General features: G+C 52.2%; 14 protein-coding genes, 1 tRNA gene and 2 pseudogenes. 11 read left to right on the forward strand and 6 right to left on the reverse strand.

Features of this window, described 5'->3' with window-relative positions:
* Positions 1–422 precede the first annotated feature (422 nt).
* From rimI to DB847_RS20625, 4 genes are all read right to left on the reverse strand, one after another.
* The gene (rimI, locus tag DB847_RS20610; RefSeq protein ID WP_108652359.1) at positions 423–680 is read right to left on the reverse strand and encodes a ribosomal protein S18-alanine N-acetyltransferase; all 258 of its coding nucleotides are present in this window, start codon (positions 678–680) and stop codon (positions 423–425) included.
* Complete coding sequence (locus DB847_RS20615) at positions 599–874, reverse strand: GNAT family protein (RefSeq protein ID WP_108652360.1); 276 nt, start codon at positions 872–874, stop codon at positions 599–601. The genes rimI and DB847_RS20615 overlap by 82 nt, the downstream gene beginning before the upstream one ends.
* A complete protein-coding gene (locus DB847_RS20620) occupies positions 867–1,268 on the reverse strand; it encodes a DNA polymerase III subunit psi (RefSeq protein WP_159084774.1) in 402 nt (133 codons plus the stop codon). The genes DB847_RS20615 and DB847_RS20620 overlap by 8 nt, the downstream gene beginning before the upstream one ends.
* Before the next feature lie 62 nt (positions 1,269–1,330).
* Positions 1,331–1,407, reverse strand: a tRNA-Trp gene (locus tag DB847_RS20625).
* A gap of 177 nt (positions 1,408–1,584) precedes the next feature.
* On the opposite strand from DB847_RS20625, the gene DB847_RS20630 reads away from it, so the two are divergent.
* From DB847_RS20630 to DB847_RS20680, 11 genes and pseudogenes are all read left to right on the forward strand, one after another.
* Positions 1,585–2,046, forward strand: a complete 462-nt coding sequence (locus DB847_RS20630) for a type 2 periplasmic-binding domain-containing protein (RefSeq protein ID WP_199911650.1) — start codon at positions 1,585–1,587, stop codon at positions 2,044–2,046.
* On the forward strand, positions 2,030–3,208 hold the full coding sequence (locus DB847_RS20635; protein WP_108652363.1) for a hypothetical protein: 1,179 nt from the start codon (positions 2,030–2,032) through the stop codon (positions 3,206–3,208). The genes DB847_RS20630 and DB847_RS20635 overlap by 17 nt, the downstream gene beginning before the upstream one ends.
* An 8-nt stretch (positions 3,209–3,216) precedes the next feature.
* Positions 3,217–3,636 (forward strand): hypothetical protein, encoded by a 420-nt coding sequence (locus tag DB847_RS20640; protein ID WP_108652364.1) that lies wholly within the window; start codon positions 3,217–3,219, stop codon positions 3,634–3,636.
* Positions 3,636–5,677, forward strand: a pseudogene (locus DB847_RS26760) (EAL domain-containing protein). The gene DB847_RS20640 and the pseudogene DB847_RS26760 overlap by 1 nt, the downstream one beginning before the upstream one ends.
* 12 nt (positions 5,678–5,689) lie before the next feature.
* Positions 5,690–6,049, forward strand: a complete 360-nt coding sequence (locus DB847_RS24570; RefSeq protein ID WP_159084775.1) for a hypothetical protein — start codon at positions 5,690–5,692, stop codon at positions 6,047–6,049.
* Positions 5,944–7,152 (forward strand): putative bifunctional diguanylate cyclase/phosphodiesterase, encoded by a 1,209-nt coding sequence (locus tag DB847_RS20655; protein ID WP_108652367.1) that lies wholly within the window; start codon positions 5,944–5,946, stop codon positions 7,150–7,152. Before DB847_RS24570 ends, DB847_RS20655 begins: the two co-directional genes overlap by 106 nt.
* 1,315 nt (positions 7,153–8,467) lie before the next feature.
* A complete protein-coding gene (locus DB847_RS20660; protein WP_108652368.1) occupies positions 8,468–9,016 on the forward strand; it encodes a hypothetical protein in 549 nt (182 codons plus the stop codon).
* Positions 9,017–9,359: 343 nt separating this feature from the next.
* Positions 9,360–10,282: pseudogene (gene pyrB, locus DB847_RS20665) on the forward strand (aspartate carbamoyltransferase).
* Between the two features lie 10 nt (positions 10,283–10,292).
* A complete protein-coding gene (gene pyrI, locus DB847_RS20670) occupies positions 10,293–10,751 on the forward strand; it encodes an aspartate carbamoyltransferase regulatory subunit (protein WP_108652369.1) in 459 nt (152 codons plus the stop codon).
* A gap of 147 nt (positions 10,752–10,898) precedes the next feature.
* A complete protein-coding gene (locus DB847_RS20675; protein WP_108652370.1) occupies positions 10,899–11,399 on the forward strand; it encodes an arginine repressor in 501 nt (166 codons plus the stop codon).
* Between the two features lie 28 nt (positions 11,400–11,427).
* Entirely contained in the window at positions 11,428–11,826 is a 399-nt protein-coding gene (locus tag DB847_RS20680) for a hypothetical protein (RefSeq protein WP_159084776.1), read from the forward strand.
* 213 nt (positions 11,827–12,039) lie between these two features.
* Here DB847_RS20680 and DB847_RS20685 read toward each other — a convergent pair whose 3' ends face one another.
* Together DB847_RS20685 and DB847_RS20690 are read right to left on the reverse strand one after the other, a co-directional pair.
* A complete protein-coding gene (locus DB847_RS20685) occupies positions 12,040–13,449 on the reverse strand; it encodes a YfcC family protein (RefSeq protein WP_108652372.1) in 1,410 nt (469 codons plus the stop codon).
* A gap of 149 nt (positions 13,450–13,598) precedes the next feature.
* Positions 13,599–14,603: an ornithine carbamoyltransferase gene (locus tag DB847_RS20690; RefSeq protein WP_108652373.1), complete on the reverse strand. Its 1,005-nt coding sequence runs from the start codon at positions 14,601–14,603 to the stop codon at positions 13,599–13,601.
* Positions 14,604–14,670: the final 67 nt, after the last annotated feature.

The following is a 14,670-nucleotide window of genomic DNA, read 5'->3' on the forward strand; positions in this document are numbered from 1 at the left end:
AAGCATCAGAGGAACCAATAACCGGTAAGGCCACATAAGCTACCCGAAAAAATCACTTTTTTTGAGTATAGAGGGATTGACTCATTCAGAGCCTTAATCTTGTTTTCATCAGCCATTTCTGTGGCAGATGCCATCACCGTGCAGCTAAGCGTTATTGCCTTTAAAGTTTATGCTGATGCTCCTGGTTTGCCGAACAGCTGCAAACCCTGTCGGGGGGTGCCCGACAGCACCCAACTTTTAGATCGTCAAAAGTAGGCAAAACCTTACTGCGCGCGATGAGTCCCTCCATCGAGCTACGTGGCTCGCCATCCATGGCTCAAATACTTCATGGTACAGGTAGGTGGTTTAGGTATTTGAGCTGTTTGATACCAGAAAGCTTACCAACGGCCAAGGATAGTACAGGCAAAAAGTGTTTTTAGAGTTCAGCTTTTCTGTGGAAGAGTTAAACGCATCACCAAAGCATCTTCACGGCCACTTTCAGCCGGGTAGTAGTCTTTGCGAACTCCCTGAGACTCAAAACCGAGCTCCTGATAGAGATTCAAAGCAGCCTGATTCGAGCGCCTGACCTCAAGCCATAGCAGATCCGCCTTTTTTTGCTTCAGCTGCCCAATGAGGTGCTCCAGCAACTGCCGGCCGAGGCCACGACGACGAAAAGCCGGCGCGATGCAGATATTAAACAGAGTCGACTCCCCCCGATAAGATCAGCAAGATAAAAGCCGAACGTCTGTCCGCCTGAAACCAGCCGTGAACCAAAATAGCGGCCGCCGATGCAGGAGGCCAGCTGCTGGCGCGACCAGGGGTACTCCTGAGCCAAGGTCTCAAGATGCAGCAGCTCATCGAGATCCTGCGCCTCAATGGGTAGAGTCTCAAACATCGAGCTCTCGCAGCTCACGCCACAGCGCGCGCTTGGCTTGCCAGTCCTGGCGTAAGCTCTCCAGTGCCAAAGTTTCGATTATCTGGCCCTCTCCCATCGGCTGAGGACTCACACCGGCAAACCAACAGATTGAGGGGGTATGGGACACCCCGTTGCAAAACTCTCGCTCAGAGGTCACAAAAAGCTCACTGACCTTAATTCCCAGGGCCTGCAGCACCGAGCTTAGCAAAGGTTCCTGACTTGAGGCATCATTACCTATAACCAGTAACAGGCGACACTGCTGTGGAACGGCCAGAGCCTGAGATTTGGATGAGTGCTCTTTTAAAGGACTATGGTGAAAAAACGGGCTATCTGAAGAAAATTGGTCACGCAAACTCCAGAGTTCAAAACCCATCTCTTGTAAGGTTTGTATCTGTAATGCGTTCATGGTGGAAAATGACTATCTTGATGAGAATTTGGCAGGGGCGGAGGGACTCGAACCCCCAACCATCGGTTTTGGAGACCGCTGTTCTACCAATTCGAACTACGCCCCTGCTGAAGTCGAGATGGATTATACGTATTCAGCGGGTAAGGTAAAGCCCTATTTACAAAAAAAAATCCGTTCGCCTAATTAGTAAACAGTGATATCTGCCGCTGCACTCACAGGCATCTACCACTATCATTAGAAATACGTTAATAATAAAGAGATTAACCACTTTGAGGGATCAAGGGTGAAAGGACGCACCACCTCGTTACTTTGCTGGATGCTATTATTCGTGCTGTACCCTGCTCTGAGTGCTGCCTCTGAGCCCCAGGCCTGCTCACCTGAGCAGCTGAAGGTTATCACCACCCCGGGATCATCCATTCAAACTCTGAGTAAGCAGCAACTTCTGACCATATTTACCATGAAACGGACCTTCTGGAGTGATGGTAGCCCCATCCATGTTTTTGTTCTCCCATCCAATAGCAGCCTGCATCAGCAGTTCAGTGAGCAATATCTATCTATGTTTCCCTACCAACTTTCCCGGATCTGGTATCGCCAGGTCTTCTCAGGAGCCGGACAAGCCCCAACCCGGGTTAAAACAGGCTCGGATATGTTGCAAAAAGTAGCCACCACGCCAGGAGCCATTGGATATGCCTGCCTGACGACCCCACGCATGGCAGAGGAGGTTGATCATGTTACGATTGATTAGCCTACTGCTGGTTCTGATAAGCGCATCCTCACTAGCTGCAGAAAACAATAAGCTGCATTGGCAGGGTTACCTCTCGGGAGGTTTTGCCGATACCAACTATGATAACTTCCTGGTCAATGGTGATGGTGGATCGACCATGCTGTATAGTGGTGGGCTATCGGCCCGTTGGCACTTCACCCCGGGGATTAGCCTCACCGGCCAGACCATCTACCAGGACACAGGCGATCACAATGACAACGGTCTGAGCCTGGATTATCTGCAACTGGATTTGAGCGATAACCTCCTGCCCAACAGTGAGCAAACCCTGTCGATTGGCCGCTTCAAGAGCCAGATAGGCCTGTATAACAGTACCCGGGATATCCCCTTCACCCGTCCCAGCATCTATCTGCCTCAGTCAATCTACTCCGAAGGGCTCAGGGACTTTATGCTGGGGATGGATGGGCTCAAGGTGAAGTCGGATTTCTTTTTGGATTACGGCACCCTCACCGCCGAAGCGGCTGTTGGCAAAAATGTGATCGACAGCAAGTTTAACGATAATGTGCTGGGGCCAACTTATCCCGGAGATTGGAGCTCGGCGATCAACTACTATTTCGATCTGCGCTATCAGATCGATCGCTGGCTACTGGCCGCCAACCTGACCCGTAGTAATGTGCACTATGACTCATCAAACGCAATCATCGAAAGTGGTGGTATCCACTCCCTGCAAAGCGTGTTTAGCCTGCAGTACCGGGAGCGTTGGTGGGAGTTTGTCACCGAGTATGGTGAACGGCGCATGGATCTTAGAGGCTTTGTGATTACCAATGGGAACAACTATTTCAATAACGATCGCACCATGCAGTCCTGGTATGCGCAGCTGCGCTTCTTCCCCAGCAACGACTGGACTCTGCTGGCCCGCTATGATCTACACTACAACGATAAGAACGATAAAAACGGTGATTATTTGAGTCGGATCCCAGGGGGGCTATTTCCTACATATTTTGCCAATAGCCAGGACTGGACCATTGGCGCTTCCTGGCATCCGGATGATCACTGGCTGATACAGCTGGAGCACCACTGGGTGGATGGAGCCTCCTGGTTGCCACCGATCGGCAACCCGGATCCAAGTGTGAACACTCACGCGCGCTGGCGTCTGTTTGCGGTTCAGGTGAGCTACCGGTTTTAAGGAGCGGTATGGAGCGTCCTCAACATAGTCATTATTTCAGCTTAAGCTGCAAAATAATCACGACGATCCTGTTTCTGCTGACTCTTATCATCAGTATCTATGGCTTTGTCTCCCAGCGGCACTTGCGCAACCTGATGGATGAGGATCTCCAGCTCCAATATAGCCACTACCAAAACGACTACGACTTCCTGCTGCAACAGCTGACCGATCACCTGGTGCTGCTCGGAGAGCAGGTAGGGAATTTCTTTGTCCAGGCCGAAGAGAGCTCCAACAAAAGCGGCTTTAATCTGCTGAAACAGACCTGGCCCAATCTGCAGCTATTGGCCAATATCGATGGCATCGCCCTGTATGGCGCCAAGAGCAATAAGCCTATCCTGCGTCTGTCTTCACTACCCGATTACCAGGGGGGAATATCGCAGCCAAGGTGATGAAGAGTAAACTCCCCGAGTCGGTGATCGAGTGCACCCGGGAGTGCTCTTTGTATGTGGGGATCCCAATTCATAGCATCTTTGGCACCCAGGTACTGGTAATGAGCTCCAGCCTGCTGGAGACCATGATTGAATTTAGCCGCCTCAATGAAATTGATGTCGCCCTGCTTAACCCGGCAAAAAAAGATCGCCCGGAGCGCGAAGCCCGCTACCTTGGTAACTGGCAGGCCACGGTTCCCTCGCTGACCAATGGCAACGCCACTTTTCAACTACTGGCCAAGGCATCCACCCGCATGCCGCTGAGCGCCATCGGGCAACGAGGGGTCGAGCTAACCCTGGCCGGTAAGCATTTCATGCTCTGGTCGCTGCCGGTCCACCAGAAGCTGGATCCGAAAACCGCGAACCTGCTCCTCATCAAGGATATCTCCCAGCAGAAACAGGTGTTGCGCAATAACATCAAGAATATTGCACTGCTTGGGATCAGCAGCATCATCTTGCTGGCCGCCCTTGGGATCTTTATCACCCTGGCCCCACTCAGGCGAATTCGCCTGCTTTCGCAAAAACTGCCACTGCTGGCTCAGCATCGCTATCAGGAGTTTCGTGATGAGCTCAAGGTCCCCAATGCCCTGGTCCATGATGAGCTGGATCTTTTGAGTGATGCGACAACCTCTCTGTCCCTGGAGTTGGAGCAGATGCAGCAACAGATCGAGGATAAAACCAAGCAGCTTGAACAGATCGCCATGTACGATGCCCTCACCGGACTTGCCAACCGATCTATGTTCCTGTTCCAGCTCGATAAATCAATCGCCACCCTGGGACGGACTCAGCGCCTGATGGCGATCATTTTTCTCGATCTCGATAAGTTCAAATCGATCAACGACACCCTGGGTCACCACTATGGTGATGAGCTACTGAAAATAGTATCCCACCGTATCAAAAACTGTGTGCGTGATATGGATATGGTATGCCGCCTTGGGGGGGATGAGTTTACCGTACTGTTGACCGGTCTGTCTCAGGTAGCCGACATCGAACTCATCATGGAAAAGATCGCTTATGAGATGAACCGCCCCGTCTACCTTGCCAACCGTAACCTGTTGGTGACCAGTAGTGCCGGGGTTGCCTTTGCTGACTCGCCGAAAATTCGCAGTGAGGAGCTTCTCAAGCGTGCCGATATCGCCATGTATGAAGCCAAGCGCCTGGGCCGCAACCAATATGTGATGTTTAGTGAGGGGATGTACCAGCAGGCGGTGCGCTCCTTTGCTATCGAAACCGAGTTTGTTGAGGCGATAGAGAAAGGGGAGCTGCGGCTACATCTGCAACCCAAGGTGTCGGCTAAGGATAATGAGCTCGAGGGCTTTGAGGCGCTGATCCGCTGGCAGCACCCTGAGCAGGGGCTGATCCTCCCCGGTGAATTTATCCCAATTCTTGAAGATACGGATCATATCAACACCCTGGGCAGCTGGGTTATCTCCCATGCTCTCAAGCTAATGGAGATGCTCGATGAACAGGGATTCCCTCCCCTGTCGGTCGCTATCAACCTGAGCGCCCGCCAGTTCTCGGACCCGGATCTGCTGCGCCATCTGCTGAGCACCTGCAGCAAGCATAATATCCCTCCCAAGCGGGTGGAGCTTGAGGTCACGGAAACCGTGATGATCAAAGATTTTAAAACCACTCAGCAGCTGATGCGGGCCATGAAAAACATGAGTTCCGCCTGGCCATTGATGATTTCGGAACCGGCTACTCCTCGCTCTCATACCTGAATAAACTGCCCTTTGACACGGTCAAGTTTGACCGCTCCTTCATCGTCAAAATAACTCGTTCCAAGAATGATCAGAAGTTTATCGGGGCACTGATCAACATGGTGCAACTGATGCATTGCCAGGTGGTTGCCGAGGGGGTCGAGTCCTGTCAGCAGCTGGATCTGCTACAGGGTCTTGGCTGCGATACCATTCAGGGGAACTATTTCTCCAAACCAATCCCGGAAGAGCGGTTGGTTGAAACACTGGAACAACATTTGCAGAAAGGAAATATCTGGCACTGACAGGAGGTCGCCATGCTGCTGACTCTACTTCTTTGTTCAAACCTGTTGTTTGCTGCAGCACTGCTGATCCTGATCTTCTACTGGAAGCGCCACCCCGAGCTCCACACGTCCAAAGAGCAGCATGCAATGGATCCCCAAGCTCCTTTCAACTCACTGAGCGATCCCGTCAACCCCTTTTTGCAAGACCCACTGACCGGGCTGGATAATCGCTCACTCTTTCTAACCCAGCTTAAAAAGAGCTGGCGACCCTGGGGCGCACACAGCAGATGCTGGCGCTTTTATGCCTCAACCTGGATGAGTTCGAAAAGTTTAACCTTAAACACGGCTACCCCACAGGCGATCGCCTCCTGCAGCTGGTTGCCGAACGGCTAACCCATAAGCTGCGGGAGATGGATCTGGTGTGTCGTCTCGCCGAGGATGAATTTGCAGTGCTGCTCAAGGGGCTGCAAAACAGTAGCGATCTGCCAATCGTGTTAAACAAGGTTCTCGGTGAATTTCAAAAACCCTGGAAAATCAATCAACGCAACTATCATGCAACCGCCAGTATCGGGGTCGCCATGGCTGAAAATGCAGACAATGGCCACCGGGAGTTGATGCGCCGAGCCAATACAGCCATGCATGAGGCCAAGCGCCAGGGAGGCAATCAGTTCTGCCTGTTCAGTCCTGAGTCTCATCACCAGCTGGCCGATAACTTTGTGATTGAAGCCGATTTTCCTAACGCTATCACCCATAATGAACTGCGCTTATCCCTGCAGCCCCAGGTCAATGCCCACACCAATCACTTAGAGGGATTTGAGGCCCTGATCCGTTGGAAGCACCCTCAACGGGGGATGATGATGCCACTGGAGTTTATTCCGGTACTGGAAAATACCCAGCAGATCCATGCCTTAGGCCATTGGGTGATCAAACATTCCCTGCGGCTACTCAGCCAGCTGGATAAAAATGGCTTCCCATCCTTGAATATGGCGATCAATCTAAGTCCCTGCCAATTTTCCGACCCTGTGCTGATGAAGGTGTTACTGCGTAACTGTGAAGAGTACCAGATCGCCACCGAGCGGGTTGAGCTTGAGATCACCGAAAGCATGATGCTTCAGGATTACGAACATGCTCTGGGGCTGTGTAGCCGCTTTAAACAACATGACTTTAGATTAGCCATCGATGATTTCGGCACCGGCTACTCCTCCTTTGCCACCCTCAACCGCCTGCCCTTTGATACGGTGAAGTTTGATCGCTCCTTTATCATGCAGCTCGGCCAATCCAGGCAGAACCAGAGATTCATGAATTCGATGATCAATATGATGCAGCAGATGAACCTCACCACTATCGCTGAGGGGGTTGAAACCGCCCAGCAGCGCGAGCTTCTCGATGATTTTGAGTGCGATCTGCTACAAGGTTTTCATATCTCCAAGCCAATCATCCAATCCCAGCTACTGCCCATCATGAACCAGCATCTACATGCGGGGGCATGGCACTGAGGTGCTTGTTGACCTTCGGTCAGAATAATTGTGCCTGCGGCACATTGCCGCTGCCGAGCGGCGGCGGGAAAAAGGTATTGCTTGTCCAATACCCTCTTCACTCCCAAGGACACCCCGCACCTCGCTGAACTTTCGGCTTCCCTGAGACTTGAAGCACCACGTAAACAGGCCTTCCATGGCCTGGCTACGCTTTCACAACATCCTGTTGCTCAACTTCAATCCTCTACTGCTCGCCTCGATGCTCGCTCACGGGGATTTAACTTCCTCTCTCCGATTCCAGTATCGTGAATAAGCTGCACTTCATGCTTTAAACCAGATCCACAGCAAAGGAGCACGATAAAACTCACTATAGTGCTGGCTCACTGGCATAACTCCCCTTTGATTCGTACCGAAAAAATATGCCGCGATTGAAGCTGAATGGCTGGACGCCATGAGTGCATAGCCACGCCATGGATGGCGTGTCTATGCTGAGCTTTAGGGAGCAAATGGTTTTGAGGAGATATACGAATCGAGGGGCACCCTCGGGGTTGTTAGGGGGACTGGGTGAGCAGTCCCCCTGACCCGTAGTCCGCGGCCGGACAATTGTGCCAAAGGCACAAATCAGCTGACCGCAGGTCGAACTACGTCGATCTTTATCCTGCGGATGGCAGGTTTGCAGTAATTGTCGGGATCGCCCGACAGCGAGCAAAGGGGCAAACGCCTTCCCCTTTGCAAGCCCCTCGCGCCCCGGATCTTGCTTAATCCTTGGCTCACCTGAGCATTAAGGCACCGCTTAGACGCAACATCCCTGTAGCGGCTAAGCTCTCATCACGCTTATCATCCCTGATAAGCCTTCCCAGTTTGACTTCCTTGTCTCTCGTTTTGTTTCTCTAAGAGAAACGTCACCCATGTGATTCGACCTGAATCTTCTACGGCTCGCCTCGCGCTCGCTCACGGGGGGATTAACTTCCTCTCTCCGATCACACGCTGTGACTCAGATTTGAAATGAATCTTGTATTCGAGGCAGGATGCCGAGCCGCGTAGCTCTGCGGATGGACTCGCAGCGCGCAGCGAGTTTTTGCCTACTTTTGGCGATACAAAAGTAGGGCGCTGTCGGCGCCCCGACATCTGTGCCGAAAGGATAAAACAACAGCCCGTAGGGCAAACAAGAGTCTCTTCCCGTCGCCGCTCGGCAGTGGCAATTGCGCCAAAGGCACAAATCAGCTGACCGCAGGTCACAAAATTGCATATTACATATTTATCTACCTTTTACGCCATAAATATGTCAAATTAAAGATTAAAGGCACTTTACGCGGCAACCCAGGGAGGGAACATCATGCTTAATTATCATCTGATGCGAACACTCGCCCCCTTGCATTTTCGCAGCGACTGCAGCGAAGAAAAATGCCCGGAATACCTGAGCCGCATGCGACGAGAGGTGCCTGACATTCCACAAAACATCCTGCAGCACTGGATTTTTCGCCATTGGCGTGGGTTTGAATCGAACTGGGGATGGTTGGATCTGGAACAGATCCATTTTGAAAAGTTATGCTATTCCACGAAAGTATTGATTCAGGAGCTGGGGACCCACCGGCGTGACACCATCAACTACTGGAGCCGGGTCCACCAGGATAATAGTTATGTCCGGGACAGCTGGCTTGCTCAATCGATGCTGGAACAGGGGAGCTGGCCAGAGCCAATTATCGTGTTAAACAATAACCAGCAGCTCAACGATCCTTCGGGCAGGCCGATGGCAAAGCTGCATCTCTTAGAGGGACATCACAGGTTTGCCTACCTCAAATCGATGTATGATAACAGCCCGCAGCTACTGCTGCCGGAGCATGAGATCTGGCTGCTGACGCCAAAAACCAAGTTTTTCATGTAATCCCCCAGGACTCCTCGGGCGATCCAATCCCCGAAGAGTCCTGGCCTCCTGGTGACCCCCTAACCCCGAATGCCTCCCGATCCAGTCCCGGATAAAAAAACCTTGACAATCTCTCAAATAGCAATAAAATTTCGAGGATTTTTTATCCAGGTTGGGTCATGTACGAAATTTCATTCGAAACTTCTTCACCTCGACGCTCCGACATCCTCCCAGGTCGGTCGCCACACTCTTTTTTCTATTCAACCTGTTTCAACAAATCCCCAATTTTTCAAAAAAAGCCCCTGTTATCAGGGGCTTTTTTTTATCTAAATCCCCCCAACTCCATCACAAAGGAACGCACATGATGAGCAACCCACTCTATCAAAAGCATGTCATCTCCATCCCGGACATGAGCCGTGAAGAGCTTGAGCTGGTGGTTCAGACCGCCGCCCGACTCAAGGCCGATCCACAGCCTGAGCTGCTGAAAAACAAAGTGATCGCCAGCTGTTTCTTTGAGGCATCCACTCGTACCCGCCTCTCCTTTGAGACCGCAATTTCACGGCTGGGGGTTCTGTTATCGGCTTTGATAACGGTGGCAATACCTCCCTTGCCAAAAAAGGGGAAACCCTGGCCGACTCGATGAAGATCATCGGCTCCTACAGTGATGCGGTGGTGATGCGTCACCCTCAGGAGGGCGCGGCACGGCTGGCTTCTGAATTCTCCGATGTGCCAATCATCAACGGTGGTGACGGCTCAAACCAGCACCCAACCCAAACCCTGCTGGATCTCTTTTCCATCTTCGAAACCCAAAATACCCTGGACGAGCTCAATGTCGCTTTCGTCGGGGACCTCAAGTATGGACGCACGGTTCACTCACTGGCCCAGGCCCTGAGCCTGTTTAACTGCCGCTTCTTCTTTATCGCACCGGATGCACTGAAGATGCCCGACTATATCTGTGATGAGCTCAACGAAAAGGGAATTCGTTACAGCTGCCATGAGAGCATCGAGGAGGTGGTTTCAGAGCTGGATGTCCTGTATATGACCCGGGTTCAGAAAGAGCGCTTCGATGAGACCGAGTACAAGTACATGGCATCCAAATATATCCTCACCACAGACAGCCTCAAAGAGGTCAAAAATAACCTCAAGATCCTGCACCCCCTGCCACGGGTTGATGAGATAAGTGTCGAGGTCGATAAAACCCCCTACGCTTACTACTTCGAGCAGGCAGAGAACGGGGTTTACGCCCGCGAAGCCCTGCTATCCCTCATCCTCAACCCAAGCGTATAAGGAGGTCGTCATGACTGAGAAGAAGCAACTGCAAGTCGAAGCCATTGAGAATGGTTCTGTCATCGACCACATTCCGGCAGGCGCCGGCGTCAAGATCCTGCACCTGTTTAACCTGACCAATAATGGCGAGCGGATCACCGTGGGTCTCAACCTGCCATCCGGATTGCAGGGCAAGAAAGACCTCATCAAGGTTGAGAACACCATTTTGACCGAGCCTCAGGCGAACCAGCTGGCACTGTTCGCTCCAGAGGCGACCATCAATATCATCAAAGAGTTTCAGGTGATCAACAAATATGAGGTCCGCCTCCCTGAGCGGATCACCGGCGTATTTGACTGCCCGAACTCAAACTGTATCTCCCACCATGAACCTGTCAGTAGCTCTTTCAGGGTCAAGGCGGTCAACCAAGATGTACAGCTTAAATGCAAGTATTGTGAAAAGTCTTTCTCACGGGATATCGTCGGTCACTAATCCGATTTAGCCTCTGTGACACGAGAAAAAGCGCCAGGTTCACAAAAAGGACCTGGCGTTGCTGTTTCTGGCTGTCGGTACCCCATAAACTCCGTATAATACAGGTTCAGATCGACTCGACTATGCCAGAGATTAGGGAGGAGTGCAGTGAGTGAGAACAGATCCGGTCAGGGACGACACTGCCAGGAAACACAACAGCTGGATGCATGCCGGCTGATCGTCGAAAAACAGTGCTGCTCAACTCAGGAGGAGATCCGCAGCGAACTCGCCCAGGCTGGCTTTGCAGAGATAAGTCAGTCAACTGTTTCCAGGCTGCTGCACCGCCTCGGAGTCGTCAAGGCGCAAAATGCCAGCGGTAAAAAAGTCTACACCCTGGTTGAACAGCAACTCGAACCCGTAGACAACGCCCGCTCAGTCCCGGAAATGGTGCGCGATATCAGTCATAACGAACATGTCATCCTGATCAAGACAGCGCCGGGGGCAGCCAATGTGGTGGCCCGCCTGCTGGATCGCCAACCCATGCCAGAGGTAATGGGTTCGGTAGCCGGTAACGATGTGGTGCTGATCGCCCCGCGTCATATCACTCGCATCAAGCAGAGCTATCACTCGATTCGCAAAGCCCTGGAGCTCAATTTAAACTCTCACTGAGAGTCATCAACAATCGGGTACTATGGTAGTGAACGATCCTCTGTTTTCAGCCCATGGACTGAGTCACTACCAGCAACAGGGACGGGCGATCATCCACTGCCCGTCAGGCTCATTCAACAAAGAAGGCATCATTGAGCAGCATAGGGTATTGCTCGGCATCCTGGAGAAGCAAAATCTCAGGGACTGGTGCTTTATCGAAGCTCCCAGCGCCGATGGCCTGATGACCGAAGCCGCAATCTTTGAGCTTGGGCAGAGTTATATGGAGCTCGCCCGGCATGGCTGCCTCGGAGTGATCCTGGTCCAGACTCACCCCTTACAAAAAATGTATCTCTCGAAAGCCTGTGGTTACTCTGCCCTTCCCTGGCTACTGACAACCGACACCCTTGAGAAGGCTCTGGAGTTTGTCAAAAGCCTCTCCCTTCCCTGAGAGTAATCTGAACTCCCCGGTTTAACGAACGAGCTCCCATCCAAAGCCCGTCCCCTGGTGATCCCCGGTGGATTCCCTGGCGCAAATATATTTCACAAACGGTAACAGGATGATTAGGCCGAACAATAATACTTGAGAGCGTTGTCACTTCGGATTAGCAATAAAAAACGCCCTGCACGAAGGCAGGGCGTCGCAGGTCACCAATCGACAAAGTTAGCCGATCATCACCCCGATACTCAGCAGGATCATCGAGACCACAGCCAAAATCAGGATCAGCGGCGCAACCCACTTGAGATAGCGATTATAAGGAACCCGGGCAATCGCCAGTCCTCCCATCACCACGGCAGAGGTTGGAGTCACCAGATTCACCAGGCCGGATGCTGACTGGTAAGCCGTGACCACCAGCTCACGTCCCACATGGGCAAAGTCAGCCAATGGCGCCAGGATCGGCATACTCAGCACCGCCAGGCCAGAGCTTGATGGCACCAGGAAGGACATCAGCACCTCAATCCAGTAGATCACATTGATAAACACTATGTTGGACAGGCCATGGACCGAGTCTTCAAAGGCATGCAGAATGGTATCGGTGATCATGCCGTTGTTCATCACCACCACGATACCACGCGCCACCCCGATGATCAGGGCAACCCCAAGGAGATCCCGGGCACCATCAATGAAGGTGGAGATAAACTCCTCCTCACTCATCCGTGCCACGAAGGCGATGATGATACTGAACACCAGGAACACCGCGCCCATCTTGGCCATCCACCAGCCCTGGGTTACGACACCCCAGATCATGACAGCAAAAGCCAGGGTCCCCAGGATCAGAACCAATTTTCGCTTGAGGGTAAACTCAAGGACTTCGTCCTCATCAATGTTAGCCAGGAAGTGCTTACGATTGGACTCACGCAGGTCATAAACAATCGATTGAGTCGGATCTTTTTGGATCTTAGCGGCATAGCGCATCACATAGGCCACACAAATAAGCCAGCCAATCACCAAAAAGGCGATCCTGAGCATCATCCCCTGAGTGAAGGGGATCTGCGCCGCATTGGAGGCGATGACAGTGGCAAAGGCGTTAATGGTCGAGCCCAGGGTACCGATCCCTGCCCCCAGCAAGATGGTCGCGGCCGCCACCAGGGGATCGAAGCGAGCCGCCATCATCACCGGAACCAATAGTATGTAGAAGGGTATCGATTCCTCGCACATACCATAAACGGTTCCTCCGGCGGCAAACAACGCCATCAGGATCGGGATCATCAGAACCTCCCGCCCCTTGAACCGAACCATCACCCGCTCGATACCGGCATCGATCGCCTTAGTACGGTTTACTATCCCAAGAAACCCACCAATGACCAGGATAAACAGGGATACATCGATGGCGTTGGCTTCATTGGTTTCATGGTTATACAAGCCATCCATGGGAGCCAGGAAGATAGCAGCCAGTCCCTGAGGATTTGGCTCAACCTTGTGGTAGGTTCCTGCGACCGCAGTCTCTCTTCCAAGCTCGGGGTTCATCTTGGTTTCATATTTGCCCGCCGGGATAATCCAGGTCAACGCTGCCACTAAAATAATCAGCAGAAACAGGATCGTAAAGGCAGAAGGAAACTTCAATTTACTCATCACATTGCTTCCTTATGGTTACATCACACACCGCAACTCTTTAAACTTCATGCTTCAACAGGCTCAGTGATCCCGTTGAGAAAGGTACTCAAACATCCTGAAGGGATAAAAAAGCCGAGACCCTGGGCCTCGGCTTAATAGAGGAGAGATTAGGCTCCCAAAGTTGCAACCATCACAGCCTTGATGGTATGCATGCGGTTTTCTGCCTCATCAAAGACGATGGAGTGCTTGGACTCAAAAACGTCCTCAGTTACTTCCAGGCCCTTCATGCCGAACTTCTCTTCGATTTCGCGGCCCACGGTTGTCTCTTCGTTGTGGAACGCAGGCAGACAGTGCATGAACTTCACATCCGGGTTGCCGGTTGCCTTGATGACATCCATGTTGACCTGATATGGCTTCATCAGCTTGATCCGCTCAGCCCAGGCAGACTCAGGCTCACCCATGGATACCCAAACGTCGGTATACAGGTAGTCGGTGCCCTGCACCCCTTCCTGAACATCTTCGGTCAGGGTGATCTTACCGCCGGTCTCGGCCGCCACCTCACGGCACTTAGCCACCAGCTCATCTTCCGGCCAGTAAGCCTTAGGAGCCACCAGGCGAATATCCATCCCCATCTTGGCGGCGCCAACCATCAGGGAGTTCCCCATGTTGTTGCGAGCATCACCCAGGTAGGCAAACTTGATCTGGTTCAGACGCTTGCCGTTGCCGTGCTCCAGCATGGTCATGAAGTCCGCCAGGATCTGAGTGGGATGGAACTCATCGGTCAGGCCATTCCACACAGGAACACCCGCATTGGCGGCAAGATCCTCAACAATTTCCTGGCCAAAGCCACGGTACTCAATGCCGTCATACATACGGCCCAGCACACGAGCGGTATCTTTCATCGACTCCTTGTGGCCAATCTGTGAGCCGGATGGGCCAAGATAGGTGACCTTGGCACCCTGATCGTAAGCGGCAACCTCAAAGGCACAGCGGGTACGGGTGGAGCTCTTCTCAAAGATCAGTGCAATATTTTTGCCCTGCAGCCGTGGCTGCTCACATCCTGCATACTTAGCCTTTTTCAGCTCGATGGACAGATCGATCATGTGAGCGATCTCGGCAGTGGTGAAGTCCAGCAGTTTCAGGAAGTGACGGTTACGCAGATTAAAAGCCATAATAAATTCTCTCTCATTCAGACGACTCACCGCGGTGAGTCTCATTAAATTGGGTATCTTCGATTTA

The organism is Dongshaea marina, assembly GCF_003072645.1.
GTDB classification, from domain to species: Bacteria; Pseudomonadota; Gammaproteobacteria; order Enterobacterales; family Aeromonadaceae; genus Dongshaea; species Dongshaea marina.